We start from the raw sequence: 20,934 nt of genomic DNA, 5'->3' as shown, positions 1-20,934 counted from the left end.
ATCGATGAATATTACATTGCGTTTTTTCGCCAGCGTGCGCGAAGCACTCGGCACTTCCCAGGAAACGGTCACTCTGCCACCAGGCATCGACACGGTGGCCCAGGTGCGGCGCCACCTGATGGAGCGCGGCGAGAAATGGGCGCAGGCCTTGTCCGAGCAGCGCCCACTGCGCACCGCCTTCAACCAGGTCATGTGCGGCCCCGACCAGGTGGTCGAAGAGGGCGCCGAAGTGGCGTTTTTCCCGCCCGTGACGGGCGGCTGACGCTTCTCTAGTCCTGCCGCCCGACCCAGGCGGCAATGCCCGCGATGCTGCGAAAGTCCGCCACCGGGCGGCATGCCATGTGCGGATGACGCGCCTGCATCATGCGCGCGAGTGCGGCGCCCGGCCCCAATTCCAGCGCCACCGTCACGCCGGCTTCGACCGCCGCATCCATGCAGTCGCTCCAGCGGATCGTCTGCACCATCTGGCGCGATAAGGCATCCACGGCCTGCGCCTCGGTGTGCAGCGCCATTGCATTCACGCCGCCGAGCACCGGGCAGGCCGGCGCGGCGAACCGCAGCGCTGCCAGGGCCGCGTCAAACGCGCATTGGGCTGGCGCCATCAGCGACGTGTGCGACGCCACCGCGACCGGCAGGCGCTGGAGCTTTGCACCTGCCGCCGCCACCGACGCGCCCAGCGCTGCGAGATTGTCTTGCGGCCCCCCGGCAATGCAGGCATCGGCATCGTTGACGATCGCGATTTCGTATCCGTGGCGCGCGGCCAGTGCGCCAGCCTTGTCGATCGCCAGGGCACTGATGGCGACCAGCGCTTGGGGCGGCCCCACACGCGCCGCATGATCCATCGCCGTGGCCCGTACGCGGCAGAGGGCAATCGCGTCGGACGGGCTAATCGCGCCCGCCACCGACCATGCCGCCACTTCACCGATGCTGTAACCGGCGGCGAGCATCGGCTCTGGCAAGTGCGCGCGCAGCGCTTCCCATACCGCCAGCGTGGAAGCGACAATCGCCGGCTGGGCGACGGCGTTATCGAACAGCGTGGCCGGGTCGGGACTGATCCCGGCCTGGTCGAGCAGCGCGGCGGCGTGCGGATCGGTGCGCGCCAGGTCGAACATGGCGGCGTGCTGCCCGCCCTGGCCCGGGCACATGATGAACAGGCCGCGCGTCACCGTTCGTGCTCCGCCGTCAGCGCGTGCACGAAGCAGCTTGCCGCCAGCAGGTCGGCAGCGCCGCCGGGCGACAGGTTGCGCTCGACAAAAGCGCGGTGGATCGCCAGCGCGTGCGCCTCCCAGCCGTTCGATGCGGTGCCGCCGGCATGGCGGAACGCGCCGGCCTGGATGCGCACGAAGGCCGCGCCCTGCGGTCCGCCACGGTGCACCACGTTGGTATCGCTGACATGCATCATCAGTGCGAACAGCGCGTCGATGCGCGCCTGCCTCGATCCGCGTCCTTCATCCAGCGTGCGCCGCAAGGCGCCCAGGCCGGTGCCAAAGACCGATGGCAGGCCCTCGGCGGCTTCGTGGCGCGCGCCGCTGGCGCCGTGCAGGGCCGCCGCGCGCAAGCCGTGCGAGCGTTCGGCGGCAGGTGTCACATGGTGTGCCAACTCCTTGCCCCATCCCGCGCGCAGATGCGATTGCAGCGCCGCCGCCGTCATCGGGCCGCCCTGGACGCAGGCACGTCCGGCGGAGGCGCACAGCAGGCCAAGGCTGAAGATCGCGCCGCGATGGGTGTTGATGCCGCCGGTGGCGCGCAGCATGCGCTGCTCGGCCTCGATGCCGAGCCGCTTGAGCGTGGCGAACGGTGCGCCGTTGGCGCCCGCCTGGCAGATCAGGCGAAAGTAATGCCGCAGCGAGAACAGGCTGCGCATGAAAGTCGCCGCGTTCATGTCGGCGTGGCTGCCATTGTCGACCAGCGACACCAGCCCCGGTTTGGGATACAGCGCCAGTTCGGCGTACAGGCTGGCGATGGCCAGGCGCGCGGCGCGCCGCGCGAAATGGCGTACATCGGCCACGCGCGTGGCAGGCGAGAGCGTGTCCATCATCCGAGCAGGTCCCGCAGCGAGGCCGTCGTGGCCAGCCGCACCGCGTTGGCGTCCTTGACCAGCACCCTTGTGTCGTTGGCCGCCGCGTCGCGCCATTCCTTCCACGCCACCGCCGCGCCGCCCGGAAAAACAATCTCGCCATCGAGCGGAAGGTGCGGTGCGTGCGCTTGCAGCAGCTGCACGCCGGCGTCGAGTTCTTGCCTGCTCGCGGGCGTGAACAACAGGTCGATGTCGGACGATTCGGTCAGATAGCTCAAGCCCGTCATGGCTTGCAGGGCCAGGGAACCGTAGGCACGCAGGGTGATGGGGCCGGCGCCGGCCAGCAGCGCCGCCAGCGGACCGGCCCACCGGGCCGGCGCCGCTGCGGCTGCGGCGTGCAGCGGCAGCGCAGCTGCAACGCGCGCCACGGCATGCTCGTTTACCAGTACAGCAATGCGCAGTTTGCGGCCCGCATCCGGGGGCAGCGCCAGGCCCAGGCACAGTGTGCCGGGGGCGGCATCCGGCGTGCGGCGCGTGACGATCAAGGGCCAGTCATGGCTGCGCCATTGTTCGAGGGCGGCCGCGTGTTCCGGCGCAGCGCCAGCGAGCGCGCCGGCCCAGCCGGCATCGCTTAGCCAGGCCTGGTCATGACGCGAGTACATCGGACCCTGCGACGATGGCGTCGACGACCGGTTGTGCGAGCTTGCGCCCGCCGCGTTCCAGTCCGCGTACGCTGCGCATGTCGGTGGTGCTGGCATCACGGAATGCCTGTGCCAGGCTCGCTGCCAGGTCGGCATCCCAGATCGCCTCGATGCCACCCATGCGGGCATAGTTTTCCGGCCCCGGCGCGAACACGGGATTGGACGCGGCCAGTTCGCTGAGCCGTTCCTCGGGTACCTTGGTGATGCGCGCCATCGCGGGTAGTCCCATGACGCGAATGGTGGCGTCGGGCAGCGCGTAGCAGGCGTCGGCCATCATGCCGCTGGTGATAAACCCGCCGGACAGCGCCTGGTCGTACACCAGCCCGACGATCGTGTGGCCCGAACGGCGCGCCAGATCGACGCATTTGCCCAGATGCGCCATGTAGCTGTTGATGCCCAACATTTCGTCGCGGTGGCGCAGACGCTGGCCTTGGGTGTCGACCAGGATCAGGATCGGCCGCCCCGGATGCTCGCGCACCGTGCGCAGCACGAAGCTCGCCTGTGCCAGCGCGATTTCGACCCCGATTGGCGCGTGGTCCGTGGTGCCGACCACCGCGATATCGGCGCCGGCGACGCGCGCGCTGCCGCTGATGAAACTGTCGTTTTCCGTGATCGCATGCCCTTCGGGGAACAACTGCGCGGCGAGTTCGTTCCAGTTCATTGTGCGCTTCCCAGTGTGTGATTGACCGCGAGGGCGGAAAAGGCGTCGGCCTCCATCATCGGCACGGCGGCCGGGTCGGGTACGCCCAGTTCGCGCCAGGCGTCGAGCGGATCGGCGCAGGCGCCGAAGCGCGCGATGCGCTGGCCGAGCAATGCCTGTTCGGCTTCCAGCGCGGCCAGGCTCAGTTCCACGCCGGCGCGCCGGCTGTGCGCGATGGCCTCGATCGCCGCCGCGCGGAACGCTTGCACCTCGTCGGGCACGATGGCGTGGCAGTCGCCCATCAGGTAGCGGTGCTTGCCGCCGTTGGTGCGCCAGACCAGCGCGCGGTCGCGCGAGTCGAATTCTTCCACCCCCGACGCGGTTTCGATCACTTCGGGGCCGGACATGGCCAGCCGGCCTTCTTCCGACATGATCACCGCATTCGCGCAGCGTGCCACGATGCCCATGCCGCCGAAGCAGCCGTTCGAGCCGCCTACCAGCGCGACCACCGGTATGCCGGCGGCGCGCGCGTCGAGCAGGGCGCGCATGACTTCGGAGACCGCGATCAGGCCGGCGTTGGCTTCATGCAGGCGCACGCCGCCGCTCTCGAGCAGCAGCAGCACCGCACCGGCACGTTCCTGTACCGCGCGGCGCAGCAGGCCGGTGAGCTTGGCGCCGTGGACTTCGCCCACCGCGCCGCCCATGAAGCCACCTTCCTGTGCGGCGCACAGGACCGGCTGGCCATCGAGCAGCGCGCGGCCCACCGCCACGCCATCGTCGAAGGCGACCGGCGCGTTCAGTTGCCCCAGGTGCGGACTGACCACGCGCGCCGACGGCGGCAGGAATTCCTCGAAGCTGCCCTGGTCGAACAGGCACGCCAGGCGTTCGCGCGCAGTCAGTTCAAGATAGCTGTTCACGCTGCGTCTCCCAGCATGGTTTGCACCGCCTGATCGAGCCGCAGGCTGACCACGGCGGGCGTGGCGCCCATGTCGTTGATCGCAATGCGGGCGTCCATCAGCTGCCAGCGCTCGTGAAAGTCGCGCATGACCGCTTCCCACGTCGCGCCGAAGCCCACGGCGGCGGTCTTGATTTCGATGGTGCAGGCGCCGTCCAGCGGCGCCGATTCGATCAGCACCTCCAGGTTGCCCGAGCCGACCACGCCGACCACCTGCGCTTTGGCCGGCAGCGCGCGGCTGCCTTGTTCAAAGCGATATGCGAGCGTTTCCATATGATTCTCCAGTATTTACCAGTTGCGGAAGCGCTTGGGCGGGTTGTACAAACCGCCGGAAGCGCGCACCAGGTCTTTCATGTTCCTGGCGGCGAGCAGGTCGCGCGTGGCGAGCCTTTTGTCGACGCCGATATCTTCCGCGCGCTGGATAATACCGCGCTCGCGCAGGTTCTCCACCATGCGCCGGTCGCGCGCCATGCCCACCGGCGTGTAGCCGGCCACGCCGCGGATGGCTTGTTCGCGCTCCTCGTCGCTGCGGCACAGCAGCAGGTTGGCGATGCCTTCCTCGGTCAGGATGTGAGTCACGTCGTCGCCGTAGATCATCACCGGCGGCAGCGCCATGCCGGCCTGCTCGGCCAGCTCCCACGCGTCGAGCCGGTCGACGAAGGCCGGCTGCATATGCTCGCGGAAGGTTTCGACGATCTGCACCACCAGTTTCTGGCCGCGCGGGATGGTGTTGCGGCCTTCGCGCGCCTGCTGGCCGGCTTTCAGCCACGCCGGGCTGGCATGGCGCCGTCCGCGCGCGTCCGCGCCCATGTTGGGCGCGCCGCCAAAACCGGCGATGCGGCCCTGGGTCGCGGTCGAGGAGTTACCCTGCAAATCGATTTGCAGGGTCGAGCCGATGAACATGTCGCAGGCGTAGTGGCCGGCCGCCTGGCACAGGGCACGGTTGCTGCGCATGCTACCGTCCGGCCCCGTGAAAAACACGTCGGGACGGGCGCGGATATAGTCTTCCATGCCAAGTTCCGAGCCAAACGAATAGACCGATTCGACGAAGCCCGATTCGATGGCGGGAATCAGGGCCGGATGGGGATTGAGCGCCCAGTGGCGCGCGATCTTGCCCTTCAGTCCGAGCGACTCGCCGTAGGTCGGCAGCAGCAGCTCGATGGCTGCCGTGTCGAAGCCGATGCCGTGGTTCAGGCGTTCGACCTGGTAAGGCGCGTAGATGCCCTTGATGGCCATCATCGCCATCAGGACCTGGATTTCCGAAATCTGGGCCGGGTCGCGCGTAAACAACGGTTCTATATAGTAGTGGCGCGGCGACTGCACCACGAAGTCGACCCAGTCGCCGGGAATGTCCACGCGCGGCAGGGTGTCCATGATGCGGTTCACCTGCACGATCACGATGCCGTTCTTGAAGGCGGTCGCTTCGGCGATGGCCGGCGTGTCTTCGGTATTCGGGCCGGTGTACAGGTTGCCGTGACGGTCGGCCGCTTCCGCCGCGATCAGGCACACGCGCGGGGTGAGGTCGATGAAGTAACGGCTGAACAGCTCAAGGTAAGTGTGGATCGCGCCGATTTTCAGCTTGCCGGCGGCCAGCAGCTTGGCCACGCGTGCCGCCTGCGGCCCGGAAAACGAAAAATCGAGGCGGTCGGCGACGCCGCGCTCGAACACGTCCAGGTGCTGCGGCAGCGCCAGCACCGATTGCAGCATGTGCAAACCATTGACCCGGGCCGGGTCGAGCTGCGCCAGCGCCTGGCCCAGAAAGTCGGCCTGCTTCTGGTTGTTCCCTTCGAGGCAAACACGGTCGCCGGGTTCGATCACGGCGTACAGCAGCTCGGCCAGCAGCGCCGCCGGCAGCGCCTTGCCGTCGAGCGCCGCGCCGAGGGCCGCGGCGGCGCGCGCAAGGCGTCCGGCGCGGTTGGCTTGCAGAGAATTCCAGGTCGCAGTCATCTACTTCACTCCCATCATCATGTCGGGCAGGCCGGTGGCGATCTCGGGGATCAGGCACAGCAGCACCACCGCAACGAACATCAGGCCGAGGAAGGGCATGACGCCCCTGATCACATCCTTGAGCGGGATATCGGGCGCGATGTTCTTGATCACGAAGATATTCAAGCCCACCGGCGGGTGGATCAGCCCCATTTCCATCACCACGGTCATCACGATACCAAACCAGATCAGGTCGAAGCCGGCGTCTTTCAGCGGCGGCAGGATGATCGGCGCGGTCATCAGGATAATCGACACCGGCGGCAAAAAGAAGCCGAACACCACCACCATCAGCAAAATCACCGACAGCAGCACCCAGCGCGACAGGTGCATGTCGACCACCCACTGCGCGGCCGACTGGCTGATATGCAGGTAGCTCATGACATAGGAATACAGCAGCGACATCCCGATAATCAGGAGCAGCATGGTCGATTCCTTGATGGTCGAGGCCAGGATCGGCGACAAGTCCTTCGGCCGCCACACCTTGTAGACCACGGCGATCAGCACCATCGCCAGCAGGGCGCCGAGACCGGCCGTTTCGGACGGCGTGGCATAGCCGCCGTACAGCGCCACCATCACCCCGATCAGCAGGACGATAAAGGGTAGCACGCGCGGCAGCATCTCGATTTTTTCGCGCAGGGTAAAGTGCGCGGTGTCGAGGTAAGGCGACTTGACGCCGCCCGCTTCGTAGATGGCCTTGGCCATGGCGTACTCTTTGCGTGCGCGGAACACCGCGTAGCCGGCGAACAGGGCGACCAGCAGGATGCCGGGGCCGATCCCGGCCAGGAACAGGCGTCCGAGCGACTGTTCCGACGCTACCGCGTACAGGATCATGGTGATCGACGGCGGCAGCAAGATGCCCAAGGTGCCGCCGGCGGCGATGATGCCGGCCGCGAACCCGGGCGAGTAGCCGCGCTTGCGCATTTCGGGAATCCCGGCCGAGCCGATGGCCGAGCAGGTCGCGGGCGAGGAACCGGCCATCGCCGCGAACAGCGCGCACGCGAACACGTTGGCGATGCCCAGGCCACCGGGGATCTTGTGCAGCCAGGTGTGGATGGCCGAATACAGGTCCTTGCCGGCCGCTGACTTGCCGATTGCCGCGCCCTTGAGGATGAACAGGGGGATCGAGAGCAGGGTGATGGAGGCCATTTCCTCGTACACGTTCTGGGTCACCGTGTCGAGCGCGGACGCCGGCATGAAAAAGTACATGAAGCCAATCGCCACTACCCCCAGGGCGAAGGCGATCGGCATGCCGGAGCACATCACGACCAGCGTCACGGCGCCGTACAGGGCGCCCAGTGTCAGGTCGGTCATGGCGCGCTCCGCTGGCCGGCTGGCTTGTTGGTGAGGTGGGCCAGCACCTGGACCAGGATCTGCAGGGTCAGCAACGACATCCCGAGCGCCATCATCCCGTACGGAATCCACAGCGGCGGCGCAAAGGTCGACGAGGTGGTCTGGCCGTCGACCCAGGCTTCATGCCAGAGCGCCCACGACTTCCACGAAAAGAAGGCGCAGAACAGGCACGACAGCAGGTCCACCAGGAACAGGCGCACCGCGTTCACGCGCGGCGGCAGCAAGGAGGCCAACGCCTCGATGCCGATATGGCCGCGCAGCGATTGCACATGAGCGGTGCAGAAAAAGGTCACGCCGACGAGCATGAACACCGCCGCTTCATCCTGCCAGTCGGTGGGTAGCTTGAACAGATAGCGCGACACCACCGAATACGTCAGCACCAGCGCCGTGATGACGAGGGCCGCCATCGACAGCTTGAGCAGAAGGCTGTTTAACCGGTCCAGCAGACGCGAGACCGCCGCCAGCAGCGGATGGTCCGGCACCGCCGGCCCGCTGGCCGGCGCCAGTTCGAAACCATGGCTCACAAGGTTTTCTCGGCCAGCGCCAGCAGCTTGGCGCAGTTGGCGTTCTTTTCGCGGTAGTCGGTCCATGCGGTGGTGCGCGCGATGGCTTGCCATTTCTTGACGATGGCCGCGTTCAGGTCGACCACTTTGGCGCCGGTCTTCTGGTACACCGCCGCCACGGCCGCATCGTCGGCCTGGGCCGAGGCGCGCGCGAAGTTTTCGAGTTCGCCGCCGACCGCCATCATGATCGCCTGCTGCTCCTTGGAGAGACGGTCGAAAATCGCCTTCGACATCATCAGTGGTTCGAACATGAACCAGTACGCGCCGCCGCGTCCCGTGGTCAGCGCTTTCGATACTTCCTCCAGGCGGAACGAGATCAGCGACGTCGACGAGGTCAGCGCCGCATCCATCGCGCCGGTCTGCATGGCGGCGTAGATTTCGTTGGATGGCAGGGTGAGCACCGCTGCGCCGGCGGCCTTGAGGATCAGGTCCATCTCGCGCGAGCCGCCGCGCACCTTCATGCCGCGCACGTCTTCCGGCTCCACGATCGGTTTACCGCGCGAGGCCACGCCGCCCGCCTGCCAGATCCAGCTCAGGATCACGATGCCTTTTTCGGCCAGGATGCGCGCCAGTTCCTTGCCCACCTCGGCGTTCTTCCAGCTATAACCCTGCTCGTAGGTGGTGACCAGGCCGGGCATCAGGCCGATGTTCACCTCCGGAACCTCGCCGCCGGCGTACGACAGGGGCACCAGCGACAGGTCGAGCGCGCCCTTGCGCATGGCCGAGAACTGCGAGTTGGTCTTCATCAGCGACGAACCCGGATAGACCGAGAACTTCAAGGCGCCCTTGCTGCGCTTTTCCACTTCGGCGGCGAACATGCGGCACAGGCGGTCGCGGAAGTCGCCTTCGCTGATGGTCCCGCCAGGGAACTGGTGCGAAATCTTCAGGCTGGTGCTCTGGCCCCAGGCCGGTTGCATCCACAAAGGGCTGGTGGCGAGGGCACCCAGGATGGCGCGGCGGGTCATAACGGTCATAATTACTCCAGATTTGGGGGACGAGTCGCGCAACGGCGCCTCATGGGCCGCGAAGTGTATACAAGCGGTGTTTGTATGTATACAGTAATGTTTCTAAAAAGACTGTCAATGCACAGTGGGTAGCTCGAATGAATTCTTGTATACAAGATGTGTGGAGGTGTATTTGACAAACCGTTCTGCAACACTTCGGGAAGCCATCGAAGAAATGATCGCGGTGGGCGCGCTGGCGCCGGGCCAGCATCTGGACGAAACCGAACTGGCGGCGCGCTTTCATGTGTCGCGCACGCCGATCCGCGAAACCCTGATCCAGCTCGCGTCGATGGGATTGGTGGTGATCCGTCCGCGGCGCGGGGCGGTGGTGGCCGAACTGGGGCCGCACCAGCTGGTGGAGATGTTCGAAGTGATGTCGGAGCTGGAGGCGACCTGCAGCCGGCTGGCGGCGCGCCGCATGACGCCGGCCGACCACGTGCACCTGCTGGCCGCGCACGAGGCTTGCCGCGAGGCGCGCGATGCCAGCGATCCGGATGCGTACTTCTACAAGAACGAAGCCTTCCACGAAGTCATCTACGCGGGCAGCCATAACCAGTTCCTGTTCGAGCAGACGCGCAACCTGTACCGACGCCTGCGCCCCTACCGCCGCTTGCAGTTACGCGTGCGCGACCGGGTCGGCGCCTCCTGGGCCGAGCACGATGGCGTGGTGCGGGCGATCCTGGCCGGCGACGGCGAGAAGGCGGAACAGCTCACCCGCAGCCACGTGATGATCCAGGGGCAGCGCTTCGCCGACCTGATGGCATCCTTGCCGCAGCTGACAGCGGGGCGCGTCACGCCGGCAGTTTGAGCCAGGCCTCGACGATAACGTCCACCAGTTTTTTGACGTGCAGGCTGCCAGGCAAGGCATGGGCGTAGGCGTCCGCGCGCCGCACCGCGCCGGCAAAGGGGGCGCGCCGGCCGACGCTGGCCATCAGCGCCTGGCCTTCGGGCATGCCCAGATAGGCGATGATCTTGCGCGGGTCGAGCTGCGGGTCGTCCAGCTGCGCCAGCACGCTGTCGGCATAGGGGCGGCCGCTGACCGATTGCGCGGTCAGGGCACTGGCGTGCAGCCAGCCGGCATAGCGGAACGCGTCCCCTGCGCCGAAACTGCCGATCGCTTGCGGAAAATCGACGCGGGCGTGCCGCAGCAGTTCGCCGATGGCGTGGCGCGTCTCGGGCAGCATGGGGTCGAGCAGGCGCTTGTCGAAGCTCGACACCATCACGTCCACGGCGTAGCGCGATGGTTCGGCGGCGATCAGCTGTACGTAGCGCAGCTGCCGATCGCGCGGCACAAAGCGCAGTGCGCGCGCCAGTTCGCCGGCGACCTCCTCGCCGTCCATTCGTCCGCTGCGCCTGGCGCGCATCAGGATCTCGATGGCTTCTTCCGCGCCGACTGCCAGTGCCAGCGGAAAGGTGGCGCTGCGCGCGATGCGCCGGCTGGGCGAGGCGGCCAGCGCGCGCAGCTCGCCCACGATGGCGTCGTTCATGCCGGAAGCATTGCTGCGCGTGTGCAGGCCGCCGAGCAGGTGAATCTGGTGGATCTGTTCATCTTCCGATACAGCCGTTCGCACGGCGGCGCGCACCCGCTCGACGTTGGGCGCGTTCGCCTCCATGCGCAGCAATGCGCTGGCGCGAACGGCTTGCGATGGCACGGCGGCCGATGCCGCCAGCGCGCTCAAGCCTGCGCAAATCGCCAGAATGGCCAATGCACTTTTCATTGGTCTCCAAAGTCGATACACCGGGGACCAGCAGTGTCCTACGCCGTTCAGGTCATTGGTCAACGCCGCGCCGCGTAGCGTCATCCGCGACCGCACGTAGCGGCCGGCGTGGCGGCGCTCAACAGATATCGGGCACCTCCGTCAGCGGGGACGTGCGCAGGAAGCGTTCGTAGCCCAGCTGGGCGGCCAGCGGATCGGGATACGGCACCTCGCCGGGCAAGGTTTCGACCACCAGGCAACTGAGCGGCGCGTCCGGGCCCAGGGTCAGCAGGGCCAGGCCGGCGCTGATTTCATTGTTCGACCAGTCGGCCATGCCATCGGCAGCCACGCCGGCCGCGCCGGGCTGCTGCTGGCGCCGCGCCGGATCGAGCCGGCGCGTACCCAAGAGGATATTGCGGCGGTCGGCGTCATCGGCCTGGTGCACGCGCGCATACAGCAGCGCCCACAAATCGGTGACCGGGGTGGCCGGACGCAGCGAGCGGCCATCGCGCACCGGTTCGGCAAAGGCGGCGCTGACGGTCAGCCGTCCCTTGCTGCGGGTGACTGCGCAAGCCAGTGGCGGTGGCGCGTGCTGGAGGCCGGCCACGCGCAGCGCCCGGCCCGCGAAGCCCTGCGCCGTGCTCCAGATGCCGGCGTGACCGACCCGGAATTCATAGGTGAAGAAGCCGAACAGTTCCAGCGACCCGGGCGTCAGTCCCGGCGGCAGCGGCAGCAGGAAATGAAGCGGGCTCGATGTCGGCGCGAGCAGCTGCATGCTGGCCTGGCCGGCGTGGTCGTCACCCTGGCCGGGAACGATGCGGCGGATCGGTTCCGGATCGACCGGCAGCGGCAAGTCGGCGATGGCGGCGACGTTGCCGAACTGGTTGGTCAGCACCGGGTCCGGCGCGCTGGCCATGACCCGCGCATAGTAGCGGTCCTCCGGATCGAGCGGCGGGCGGTCGAATTCGAGCCAGACCGCTGTTTGCCGCTCCTCGCTGGCGGCATAGGCCGGATCGCGCCGGTAAGGCGACAGCGCCAGCCCGGCCGACACCAGCTTGGGCACTTGCGCCGGCGGCGTGGTCACCGGCAAGACGATGGCCGCGCCCAGCGGCGCATCCTGCTGGCCGGGCGCGACGCGGAACACGGGCGTGATCCGGTAGGTGGGCGTCAAGGGGCGCGGAAACGCGCCGGCTGCCGGCTTGGGGTCGATGGCGTCGAGGAAGACCAGGGCCGAGCTGTCGCGTTCGGCGTCGCCAAGCGCCTCGTGGCCGGCGCTGGTGCTGGCGCCGATGCGCCCGACTTCGGCGCCGTCGCGTTCGACCAGCAGATAGTCGAGCCCGTCCCAGCTCCAGTCGCGCCGCAGTTCGAGCACCACCGCCACCAGCCACAGGCGCGTCATGTCATTGGCGGTGGCGAAGGTCAGGCTGGCGCGGTCCGGGCCGACCACCTGGCGCAGCAGGGCGCCGGCACCGATTATCAGGCGCCGTCCGGGGCGCGCCCGCAAGCTCCTGTCCTTGCGGTCGAGGTCGAGCGCGGCGGCCAGGCGCCCGAGCGGATCGTCGGGGAGTTGGTCGCCGTGGCCGGCGGCCTGGCGGCCCGCCATCATCGCCGGGGAGATGAGCTCGGCCGGCTGGAGGAAAAAGCCCTCGACCAGCGAGCCGCCGCCCTGCACCAGCAGGCCGCGTTCGTCGCTGGCGGGGGCGCGCATGGCCACCAGGCGCGTTTCGCCGCGCCGCACCTCCTCGCCGGCATAGTAGTCAATCTTCGCGTCGGCCAGCGGGGTCAGGCGCAAACGCACATTGCGCGAGGTGGGCAAGGGCAGCGGGCCGGCCGGCGCGGCGGGCAGGTCGCGCGCATCGGCGATATCGGTCCATGCAAAGTCGAGCGTCAACGGCCCCTCAAGCGGATACGCGCGCGTGACGCTGTACAGCGCCAGGTAGCGGCTGGCGGCGCCCGCTTCCGGCGTGGCCACCTCGACCACGATTTCGAGCTGCCCGACGTCAGGGTCGGGCAGGCCCGGCGCGCGCTGGGCCAGCATGGCCGGGGCGATATCGGCCAGCAGGGCCGCTGGCGAGCCGCCCGCCATCAGGCAGGCCGGGTAGCCGAGCAAGGGCCGCGAGACCGTCAGGCTGGCCGGCGGCGCGCCCGGGTCGGCGTCCAGCGGCAGTGGCGGATCGATGCCGACGCCGGCCGGCCGCACCGGACGCCGGAAGTCGATCGCGGCCAGCGGCTGCGGCCCGCCGTTGCGGGGCGCGTCGGCCAGCGCGGGCCCGCCGCCGCTCAGGTCATTGAAGCGGACCCGGAATTCGTAGCTGTGCCCGTAGCGCAGCGCGGTCGCCGGCGGCAAGCCCTGGACCACGGGCGCGGCGGCGGGCAGGCCGCGCAGTTGTGCGGCGAGGGCATCGATGCCGATCAGCGAGGGGCCGTTCCAGGCGCTCAGGTAGCTGGGCAGCCAGCTGCGGTTGCCCGTGTCGCCCATCAGCCGGTTGGGCGCGACTTCCACCCGCCAGTCAAATTCGCTGTCACCGGCGTCGACGGCGCCGAGCGTGACGGCGGTGCGCGCGCGCACCAGCGATTCCCAGGCGGGGGTGCCGGCTTCGCGCACATCGACGCGATAACCCATCACGCCCATGGGCGCGTCGGCATCGATGTCGAACTGCCGGTTCAGCCAGGTGACGAGCTGCTCATCGTCCCAGCCGAGCTGGATGCCGCGATCCTCGGGTGGACGCTCGCCCTCGTCGTCGGCCAGCGGATCGGCCTGGGGCGGCTGGCGCGCATACACGGCCTTGGCGAAGCCGTCGTCGTACTCGATCGATTCGCGGAACAGGTCGTCCCAGGCGACGCCCGGCGCGGGCGCGGCGGCCACCTGGAACAGCACCGGCGTAAACAGCGCGCGCGGCCCGCTGAGAGGTGCGATGCGCGTGGCGTAGGAGCGCAGCGCGCCCGGCGTGCCGGCCAGGTCGCTCCACGGGCTGCCTGCCTTGAGCGTGACGAACAGCCAGCCGCCGCCGGCGACGATATCGGCGGGCGGGGTCACGCTGGACGGGCGCACCAGGCCGGTCGCTTCGGCCAGCAGCGGCTGGCGCAATACCTGCGCCAGCACCTTGCCCCACGACATGACCGGCGGCGTCACCTTGACCGAGGTCCCGGCCGGCACCGGCGCCTTGAGCGCGCAGTGATAGCTGTCGTCGGTCAGCAGGAAAGGATGCTCGCCGCCATAGCCGGTTGCGCGCCGGTAGGCCGGCGGCGCATACTTGACGATGCGCGGGGCACCGGCGCGCCCGTCGATGGGGCCGATGCTGGCGTCGATCCCGAACTGCGCATTGAGGGCGGCGCAGATGGCCGCAGCGTTCGCGGGCGCCGCCGACGCCTGGTCGATGACGGTCGCCGCAGCGCCGCTGGTCGGCAGCTGCGCCAGGTCGGCTACGAAGCGCAGCTCGAATTCAAAATCGGTCGCGACGAACGGCGTCAGCCCGGGCGCGGGCGCGGCGGTGGGATCGGTCTGCGGCGCGGCCAGCAGGCGCAGCGACAGAACATTGCCGTCGTAGCCTTGCAGGAAGGGAAACAGGATCAGGCGGATCGGCAGTGGCATGGCAGGCTCCTGTTTTCAGATGATATCGGGGGCGTCGCTCTCGAGCAGCGGGCCGCGTATGACTTCGATCTTGCTGGTTTCTACTTCGAGGGAGATGTTAAAGACCAGGAAGATCGACACTTCGATGGCGAACACCAGCTTGGCGATCTGGAACACCGTTTCATCCGGCAAGCCCCTGTGCGCCACCACGCGCGCCAGCTTTCCTTCCAGCGACAATTCAATTGACACGATGGGCGGCAGCTCGGCCGAGAGCTTGACCAGGAAGCCGACGCCGTACCCAAGCACGGTATCGCCGAACACCGCGAAGAAAGTGATCGCGAACAGACCCTCCAGCTCGAACGGCCCGGCCTCCAGGCTGTAGGCGATGCCGACCCCGATCAGGAAGCCGTAGGTGGTGCCGGTCTCGGTCGACAACTTCAGTTCGAATTCGATGATCGCCACCACATACAGGCCGGGCACCGATTTGATCGCGAACATCGGCGAGCCGTGCAGTTTCAGGCTGGCTTCGTCGGCCTTGGGCGCCACGGCCACCTCGACCATCACCCCGGTGTCGGCGAACTTGATGGTCGGCAACGGATCGCCCGGAGGAACCTGGAAATCCTCGCCGCTGGCATCGACAAAGGGCACCTCGAGGGCCACGCTGAGCTTCCATTCGTTGGTCAAGCGCACCTCCGGCTGGGCCGGGACGCCAAGGTCCTTGAGGATCGTCAACAAATCCTGGACGATGTCGAACGGGCCGCCGATGCGCAGGGCCGGATCGGCGAAACGGGTGGCGCGGCCGGCCTGGGCGTCGATATCGGTGGCCATCGACAGCAGGTCGCCCATCGCCGTGTGCGCCATGATCTTGAGCGCGTCGTCGAGCGCGAAGCGCCACGCGACCGGGGCGGCAGTGTCGAGCGTGTAGGTGACGGTGGCGCCCGAATAATCGAGGTCGCTGCGCACGCTGCCGGCGCTGCGGATGGTGCGGCGCGCCACCCCGGCCGCAAAACTGGCCGGCGCATCGAGCACCCAGCTGCCATCGGCGCGCGCTTCCAGCCCGAAGGCGGCATTCGGGAAGGGAATCGCCTCGGCCTGGCGCGGAAAGGCGCCGGTGGAGGTGGCCAGGATCAGCGGATCGGCCAGCACCGGGCGCTGCGACGACACGATCCGGTGCGGCGCGCCCATGTCGATGCGCGGGCGGCGGAAGAAGGCGCGCTGGGTGCCCATCGAGTGCAGCAGGCCGTAGTCGCGCTGCGGCGCGGCCTCGTTGAACAAGTCTTCCGGATCGGCGAAGCGGTACGGGGCGGCGCTCGGCACCCCGGCCGCGCCGTGCCGGATCAGCGGCAGGCCGCGCTCGGCGGCGATGGCGGCCGGGGCATCGGCCGGATTGGCCGCTTCCAGCACCGACCAGTCGCCGCCGCCGGCCGGAAAGGCCAGGCCGCCCCAGGCCGCCATCGCGAATTCGGGGCCGGCGACGCCGACCCCGACCCGGTGCAGGCGCATGCGCTGGCGCCCGCCGGCAACCTGGATGCTGGCGTCGAGCGCGCCGCCCATCGTCCCGGCGGCCGCGATCAGGGCGGCGTACACGGGCGCGGCCAGGACCGGGATCGACAGTTTGACATAGCCGAGCTGGCGCCGTGCCGGCACCGGCGCGGCGGCGCCGTCGAGGATCAGGTCGGTGTCGAAATAGACGGCCACGAACTCCATGCCGCCGGCCGCCAGGGCACTGCCGGTTTCGCGGATGTTGGACACGCGCGTGGCGCGTTGCACCACGCCCGGATGGACCACGATGCCGCTGCCCGGCGCGGCCCGGTAGCGTCCCTCGCCAGCCGGCAGCCAGCCGCTATCCTCGCGCGTGAACACCGCATTGCCCTTGCGTCCGAGCGTAATGATGCGCACCACCGGCACGAAATACGGCAGCAGGATGCTCTTGACCTGGACCACCTCGTGCGCGGCGCGCCCGTTGAGCACCTGGAATTCGGCGGCGGCAACCCCGGTTTCCGGTTCGTCCGGATTGGCCCAGGCGCTGAACAGGCTCTCGCCATGGCCGGACAGGTCGATCCGCGTCAGCGGCACCAGCGCCGTGGGTTGCCCGAGGCCGAGATAGCCGTTGACGATGGCCGTGACGCTGGCGCCGAGGATGCTGGCCGGCACGCCGCCGCCGACCGGCTGCGCAACGGCAAGTTGCGCAATGAAGCCGGGCAGCGCCGGCGTGGCGCCTGGCGCCAGGGCCGGATCGAGCGCGCCGATACGCAGTTGATGCGCGCCTCGCATAGCGTCGATGGCCGGGCGCACTTCGCCGACCTCGGCGCTGCGCCCGGCGGGCGAAGCTGCTTGCAGGCGGACATCGGCGACCATCCCGAACGGCAGCGTGAAGCGCGCGCGCGATGGCTGCGGATGGTCGAGGGCGAAATTGCCGAGGATCGTGTCGTACGCGGCGAGCGGATTGATGCGCACCAGCTCCACGCCGGGCACGTCGATGGTAGCCGGCACGCCGTTGTTGGCAAAGCGCACCTCGTCGGGAAAGGGTTCCGGTCCGGGCACGTTGCGCACCGGCTCCCATTGCACCGCCGGGAGCGTGAGCAGCACCAGCATGCGGCCGTCGAGCGACAGGTCCAGTCCCTGCACCGTGACCGGCTTGAGCGGCGCGCTGCTGACACTATCCTGCTTGCCCCGGCGCGGCGGACGCACCGCGACCCCGAAGCGGCTGGCGTTGGATGAGACGTCGAGCAGCACGATCTTGGTCTGCGCCTCGAAGTCGAACAGGTCGCCGACATTGAGCGCCGCCGTGGCACTGACCGTGGGCGGCACGCCGACGCCGGCGAAGCCCGGCCCGGCCAGCGGTGGAACCACCGCGAGCGATTGCGGCAGCACGAAGCCGAGCTTCTCGCCGGCCGGGCCGAACTGGAATTGACTGAGCAGGTATCCCTGGCCGGCGGCGGCGAAGGGCGTACCGAGCGGCGTATTGGCGGCGTACGGGTCGGGCAGCGAGGGTAGCAGGCCGCCCATGCCGTAGGCGGTCAGCGCCAGCCCCTCGACGATGCGCTCGCCGTCGAGGCGGCCCATCATGAAAAAGGCGCGCGGCCGCGTGGCGCGCATGACGGCATTGGTGAGCGCGAAGGCTATCGCCTGTTCCTGCGGGCGCGCCAGCGCCAGGCCGCTCACGCTCAGGCTGCGCTGGCCGGCCAGCGTGGTGGCGATGACGAGCTGCGCCGCCGCCAGGGTCAGGCCGACCCGGTTGCCGGCCACGTCCACCGGTTTGGGCAGGCGCACCTCAACCCTGGCCGTCAGCGTGACCGACTCGGCTCCGTCGCTACCGGCCAGGAAGTGCAGCGCGCTCTTGTCGATCCGCGCATAGGCCAGGGTGGCCGGCGCCGACATGGGCGCCAGCGGTGGGCGCAGCGCGCGTCCGCTCGCGCGGGCGGCCAGGCCGCTGATGGCCAGCCGTGTTTCGTCCAGCAAGATGAGTACCGGACCGAGCTCGACCGGCCGCGGCTCGGCATGCCAGGTGGCCCCCAGGCCGGGTTCCAGTTCCAGCATCAGGGCGCCGGCGCCGCTTGCCTGGCCCAGGTTGGCGGGATCGATCGGCGCCGCCGGCAGCGCCAGGCCGGCCGCCGCAACGGGTGCCGCCCCGGACGGCGTGAACAGCGCCGAGCCGATGGCGCCGATGGTGACGCTGGCGCGATCCGGCGTCATCGGCACCACCAGACGGTTCAGCTCGGGCCGGTAACGGGCTGGACCGGCGGCCGGTGCCAGCGTCACCGTGCTGGCGCCCAGCCCCAGGCCGGCATCGCCCACGACGGCGATGGTGGCGCCGGCCGGGCCGAGCCCGATGACCAGGCCGTCGGGCGAGCGGCGCCCGGTGGTGGCAAGCACGCTGCCGGGCGCGGGCGCATTGGCAGCGGATACATCGAAGTCGAGCTGCAGTTCGAATGCCACACCCGGCGGCAACAGCACTTCATCGGCGCCGAGCGACAGGTCGACCGAAAAGCGCAGGCTGCCGCGCGCGATGCGCACGCCGGAGTACACGTTCGGCGGCGCCACGGTGAACAGGCTGGCCGCGAACCAGAGACTGCCCTTGCCGAGGTCGAGTGTCTGGCCGGTGCGCAGATAGGCGCCGCCCAGGGCCCATGGTGCCTGGACGATGGGCAGGCTGAGCACGGGCGGGCCGCCGTGGCTGCGCACGAAACGCAACTGGCGCAGCGGGCGAAACAGGTCGAGCCAGAACGGCCGGCCAAGCTGGTCGGCGACCGGCCCGACGCGCTGTTCGGCCGCCAGGCCCGCGCTCCACGCCGGCGCGGCGCCCTCCAGGCGGGTGCTGACGACGGGCTGGCGGCGCAGCGCCACCAGGGCGTCGCCGATGCGCAGCGGCTCGCCTTCCCCGGGGCCGCCATTGCGCAGCGCGGCGGCCAGCGCGCGCAGCGTGGCGCGGTTTTCCTCGGGCGCCATGGCGGCGTCGCCCAGCCATTCGCCGGAAGCGAGCTGGAGCAGCAGCTCGGCCGACGCGTTGTCGGTGCCCGGTGTGAACGGTGCGCTGCCGGGAGCCGGCGAGCCGGGCTCGCTCAGGCCGAAAGGAAGTGGGGTGGGCGCAATCCTGGGTGGCATGGCTGATGCTCCTCCGAAGGCGATCCGGGCATGCTCCGCCGCAAGTCGGCGACGGAACCCGGTTGACATGGCCGGGCCTGTGTTTCAGGGGGCCGGTCCAAACCACGTTAGCATTCGCGATCTTGCGGGGCAAGCGCCATTGATGACGCCGCCGGTCGCAGCGGGCGGGCATCGGCATGAACCCAGAGCGGGCGCGCGTTCGGGGATGTCAAGCTAGCAGAGCGGAGGGCTGTGGCGTGTGGCGGTGCTGCAACCCTTGCTCGCTTACAGCGCTTTCAGGAAGGTGCGGATGGCATCGTTCACCCGTTCCGGCTGGTCGAACATGGCGAAGTGCCGCGCCGGGGCCACCGTCACCACCCGCGCCGTGGGTGCGGCTTCGATCAGCGAGGCGTAGTAGCTCTTCTTGGTGTCCTCGGTCAGCTCGTGCTGGATGGCGTCGGGCTCGAAATACGGGGCGATCAGCAACACCGGCGCGCTGATCCTGGGTAACTGCGGGCGCAAGTCCAGCGCGAAGGTTTCGGCCATGTAGCGCAGCATCGCGCCCGGATCGCTGCGCGCGCTGAGCTTGGCCAGTTCGTCGGCGCGCGCCATGTCCAGCACGCCGGTGCCGCGCATGTAATCCTGCTGCTGGGCCGCGAAGGCGCGCTGGTCGGCCGGCGCCATGCGCCGCGCCAGTGACTGCGCCATCTGGTCGCGCTGGCGCGGCGTCAGGTCTTCGGCCCCCGGAAACACCGGCAAGCCATCGATGCTGACCACGCCACCTATGCGCTCGGGCAACTGCGCCGCCAGCGACAGCGCCAGTACGCCACCCAGGCTGTGTCCGACCAGCACCGGCTTGACCAGCTTGCGCGTCTCGATCAGCTGGGCCAGCGCGCGCTGGGCCGCTTCCATCTGCTTGCCCGGCACCGGCGCGCGGCCGTCGAAGCCGGGCAGGGTGACGATGTAGACCGTGTAGTCGCCCATGAACTGGCGCGCGGTACTTTGCCACACCCAGGACCCGCTGGCCAGGCCGGGAATGAGGATCAGCGGACGGCCGCGCTGGCCGTGCCGTTCGACCAGCATGGCGCCGGCCTCGAAGCGTTCGGCGGGAACGAGGGTGGCGGCGAACCGGTTGGCCGGCGGCGGGGCCGTGTCGGCGGCAAAGGCGGGCGCGGCCGCCGCCATCATCAGTGCTACAACAAGGCGGGCAATCATGCAGTCTCCTGGTCGGGATGAAAAATGGTTTCAAGCGGCTGGGCGAACAGCCGGGCAATGGCAAACGCCAGCGGCAGGCTCGGGTCGTAGCGTCCGGTTTCGATGGCGTTGATGGTTTGGCGTGACACTTTCAACAGGTCGGCCAGGTGCGCCTGGCTCCAGCCATGCTGCGCGCGCAGGGCGCGAATGGTGTTGTTCATTTAAAGAAGCACCCGCGCACCAGGCCCGTCACCAGCCAGCTGGCGCCCATCAGGGGCCAGACGGTGAACATCGACAGGCGCGGAAAACCGGCTGTTTCCAGGAAACCGTAGGTCAGCGTCAGGCCGGCCGTGAGCGCGGCGGCGATACCCAGGTTTTCCAGCGTGCTTTGGCGGATGAATTCGTCCACCCGGCGCATGTGGCGCACGATGGCCCAGGCGGCCAGGGCGATGCCGATCACCGGACTGGCCAGCACCAGCGTGCGCGCCGGGCCTGCGGCGAGCGTGCGCCCGAACACGATGGCCGCGGTCAGGATCAGCGCATAGATGCCGATGGCGCCGAACAGTTCGCGCAGGTAGCGCCGGCCGATGATCTTTTCATGCATGTCAGTCTCCTCGTTAGTAAAGTATGCTTTACATAGTAGGGATGAATAATAGGCATGTCAAGCAAGCT

General features: G+C 68.9%; 18 protein-coding genes. 2 read left to right on the top strand and 16 right to left on the bottom strand.

The features are described 5' to 3' along the window. Positions 1-4: 4 nt before the first annotated feature. Positions 5-262: a molybdopterin converting factor subunit 1 gene (gene moaD, locus F2P44_RS13385; protein ID WP_167087193.1), complete on the top strand. Its 258-nt coding sequence runs from the start codon at positions 5-7 to the stop codon at positions 260-262. 7 nt (positions 263-269) lie between these two features. Here the strand turns inward: moaD and F2P44_RS13380 are convergent, their stop codons facing one another. From F2P44_RS13380 to dctP, 10 genes are read right to left on the bottom strand one after another with little or no spacing between them, the layout of a single operon-like run. Further along, positions 270-1,166 (bottom strand): ACP S-malonyltransferase, encoded by an 897-nt coding sequence (locus F2P44_RS13380; protein ID WP_167087192.1) that lies wholly within the window; start codon positions 1,164-1,166, stop codon positions 270-272. Further along, complete coding sequence (mdcB, locus tag F2P44_RS13375) at positions 1,163-2,038, bottom strand: triphosphoribosyl-dephospho-CoA synthase MdcB (RefSeq protein WP_167087191.1); 876 nt, start codon at positions 2,036-2,038, stop codon at positions 1,163-1,165. Before mdcB ends, F2P44_RS13380 begins: the two co-directional genes overlap by 4 nt. Then, entirely contained in the window at positions 2,035-2,679 is a 645-nt protein-coding gene (mdcG, locus tag F2P44_RS13370; protein ID WP_167087190.1) for a malonate decarboxylase holo-[acyl-carrier-protein] synthase, read from the bottom strand. The genes mdcB and mdcG overlap by 4 nt, the downstream gene beginning before the upstream one ends. Then, positions 2,663-3,379: a biotin-independent malonate decarboxylase subunit gamma gene (gene mdcE, locus F2P44_RS13365; protein WP_167087189.1), complete on the bottom strand. Its 717-nt coding sequence runs from the start codon at positions 3,377-3,379 to the stop codon at positions 2,663-2,665. Before mdcE ends, mdcG begins: the two co-directional genes overlap by 17 nt. Continuing rightward, the gene (locus tag F2P44_RS13360) at positions 3,376-4,275 is read right to left on the bottom strand and encodes a biotin-independent malonate decarboxylase subunit beta (protein ID WP_167087188.1); all 900 of its coding nucleotides are present in this window, start codon (positions 4,273-4,275) and stop codon (positions 3,376-3,378) included. Before F2P44_RS13360 ends, mdcE begins: the two co-directional genes overlap by 4 nt. Beyond that, positions 4,272-4,586, bottom strand: a complete 315-nt coding sequence (gene mdcC / locus F2P44_RS13355; RefSeq protein WP_167087187.1) for a malonate decarboxylase acyl carrier protein — start codon at positions 4,584-4,586, stop codon at positions 4,272-4,274. The genes F2P44_RS13360 and mdcC overlap by 4 nt, the downstream gene beginning before the upstream one ends. A gap of 15 nt (positions 4,587-4,601) precedes the next feature. Next, positions 4,602-6,260: a malonate decarboxylase subunit alpha gene (mdcA, locus tag F2P44_RS13350; protein WP_167087186.1), complete on the bottom strand. Its 1,659-nt coding sequence runs from the start codon at positions 6,258-6,260 to the stop codon at positions 4,602-4,604. Further along, a complete protein-coding gene (locus F2P44_RS13345; protein WP_167087185.1) occupies positions 6,261-7,610 on the bottom strand; it encodes a TRAP transporter large permease in 1,350 nt (449 codons plus the stop codon). Next, positions 7,607-8,173, bottom strand: coding sequence for a TRAP transporter small permease (locus tag F2P44_RS13340; RefSeq protein ID WP_167087184.1), 567 nt, complete (start codon positions 8,171-8,173; stop codon positions 7,607-7,609). Before F2P44_RS13340 ends, F2P44_RS13345 begins: the two co-directional genes overlap by 4 nt. Beyond that, positions 8,170-9,186, bottom strand: coding sequence for a TRAP transporter substrate-binding protein DctP (gene dctP / locus F2P44_RS13335; protein ID WP_167087183.1), 1,017 nt, complete (start codon positions 9,184-9,186; stop codon positions 8,170-8,172). The genes F2P44_RS13340 and dctP overlap by 4 nt, the downstream gene beginning before the upstream one ends. Before the next feature lie 163 nt (positions 9,187-9,349). Here dctP and F2P44_RS13330 point away from each other — a divergent pair, with 163 nt between their 5' ends. Continuing rightward, positions 9,350-10,024, top strand: coding sequence for a GntR family transcriptional regulator (locus tag F2P44_RS13330; RefSeq protein ID WP_187363306.1), 675 nt, complete (start codon positions 9,350-9,352; stop codon positions 10,022-10,024). Here the strand turns inward: F2P44_RS13330 and F2P44_RS13325 are convergent. The 6 genes from F2P44_RS13325 to F2P44_RS13300 form a co-directional block, all read right to left on the bottom strand. Beyond that, complete coding sequence (locus F2P44_RS13325; protein WP_167087182.1) at positions 10,008-10,934, bottom strand: hypothetical protein; 927 nt, start codon at positions 10,932-10,934, stop codon at positions 10,008-10,010. The genes F2P44_RS13330 and F2P44_RS13325 overlap by 17 nt on opposite strands. Before the next feature lie 118 nt (positions 10,935-11,052). Continuing rightward, the gene (locus F2P44_RS13320; protein WP_167087181.1) at positions 11,053-14,505 is read right to left on the bottom strand and encodes a hypothetical protein; all 3,453 of its coding nucleotides are present in this window, start codon (positions 14,503-14,505) and stop codon (positions 11,053-11,055) included. Between the two features lie 15 nt (positions 14,506-14,520). Further along, positions 14,521-19,089: a hypothetical protein gene (locus F2P44_RS13315; RefSeq protein WP_167087180.1), complete on the bottom strand. Its 4,569-nt coding sequence runs from the start codon at positions 19,087-19,089 to the stop codon at positions 14,521-14,523. Between the two features lie 264 nt (positions 19,090-19,353). After that, positions 19,354-20,283 carry an alpha/beta fold hydrolase gene (locus F2P44_RS13310; protein WP_167087179.1) on the bottom strand — a complete coding sequence of 310 codons (930 nt, stop codon included), beginning with the start codon at positions 20,281-20,283 and terminating at the stop codon, positions 19,354-19,356. Beyond that, positions 20,280-20,483 (bottom strand): helix-turn-helix transcriptional regulator, encoded by a 204-nt coding sequence (locus F2P44_RS13305; protein ID WP_167087178.1) that lies wholly within the window; start codon positions 20,481-20,483, stop codon positions 20,280-20,282. Before F2P44_RS13305 ends, F2P44_RS13310 begins: the two co-directional genes overlap by 4 nt. Further along, the gene (locus F2P44_RS13300; protein ID WP_167087177.1) at positions 20,480-20,866 is read right to left on the bottom strand and encodes a hypothetical protein; all 387 of its coding nucleotides are present in this window, start codon (positions 20,864-20,866) and stop codon (positions 20,480-20,482) included. Before F2P44_RS13300 ends, F2P44_RS13305 begins: the two co-directional genes overlap by 4 nt. Between the last annotated feature and the right edge of the window lie 68 nt (positions 20,867-20,934).

Source organism: Massilia frigida (assembly GCF_011682175.1).
GTDB lineage: Bacteria > Pseudomonadota > Gammaproteobacteria > Burkholderiales > Burkholderiaceae_D > Telluria_A > Telluria_A frigida.
The sequence above is the reverse complement of the archived record's forward strand: the minus strand, read 5'-3'. Positions and strand labels throughout refer to the sequence as shown.

What these genes read in the sequence shown, in the direction of transcription:
- F2P44_RS13320 (WP_167087181.1), bottom strand. Translation starts at nt 14,505, where the DNA reads ATGCCACTGCCGATCCGCCTGATCCTGTTTCCCTTCCTGCAAGGCTAC.
- F2P44_RS13300 (WP_167087177.1), bottom strand. Translation starts at nt 20,866, where the DNA reads ATGCATGAAAAGATCATCGGCCGGCGCTACCTGCGCGAACTGTTCGGC.
- mdcA (WP_167087186.1), bottom strand. Translation starts at nt 6,260, where the DNA reads ATGACTGCGACCTGGAATTCTCTGCAAGCCAACCGCGCCGGACGCCTT.
- mdcC (WP_167087187.1), bottom strand. Translation starts at nt 4,586, where the DNA reads ATGGAAACGCTCGCATATCGCTTTGAACAAGGCAGCCGCGCGCTGCCG.
- F2P44_RS13310 (WP_167087179.1), bottom strand. Translation starts at nt 20,283, where the DNA reads ATGATTGCCCGCCTTGTTGTAGCACTGATGATGGCGGCGGCCGCGCCC.
- F2P44_RS13325 (WP_167087182.1), bottom strand. Translation starts at nt 10,934, where the DNA reads ATGAAAAGTGCATTGGCCATTCTGGCGATTTGCGCAGGCTTGAGCGCG.
- mdcE (WP_167087189.1), bottom strand. Translation starts at nt 3,379, where the DNA reads ATGAACTGGAACGAACTCGCCGCGCAGTTGTTCCCCGAAGGGCATGCG.
- F2P44_RS13345 (WP_167087185.1), bottom strand. Translation starts at nt 7,610, where the DNA reads ATGACCGACCTGACACTGGGCGCCCTGTACGGCGCCGTGACGCTGGTC.
- dctP (WP_167087183.1), bottom strand. Translation starts at nt 9,186, where the DNA reads ATGACCGTTATGACCCGCCGCGCCATCCTGGGTGCCCTCGCCACCAGC.
- mdcB (WP_167087191.1), bottom strand. Translation starts at nt 2,038, where the DNA reads ATGATGGACACGCTCTCGCCTGCCACGCGCGTGGCCGATGTACGCCAT.
- mdcG (WP_167087190.1), bottom strand. Translation starts at nt 2,679, where the DNA reads ATGTACTCGCGTCATGACCAGGCCTGGCTAAGCGATGCCGGCTGGGCC.
- F2P44_RS13315 (WP_167087180.1), bottom strand. Translation starts at nt 19,089, where the DNA reads ATGCCACCCAGGATTGCGCCCACCCCACTTCCTTTCGGCCTGAGCGAG.
- F2P44_RS13305 (WP_167087178.1), bottom strand. Translation starts at nt 20,483, where the DNA reads ATGAACAACACCATTCGCGCCCTGCGCGCGCAGCATGGCTGGAGCCAG.
- moaD (WP_167087193.1), top strand. Translation starts at nt 5, where the DNA reads ATGAATATTACATTGCGTTTTTTCGCCAGCGTGCGCGAAGCACTCGGC.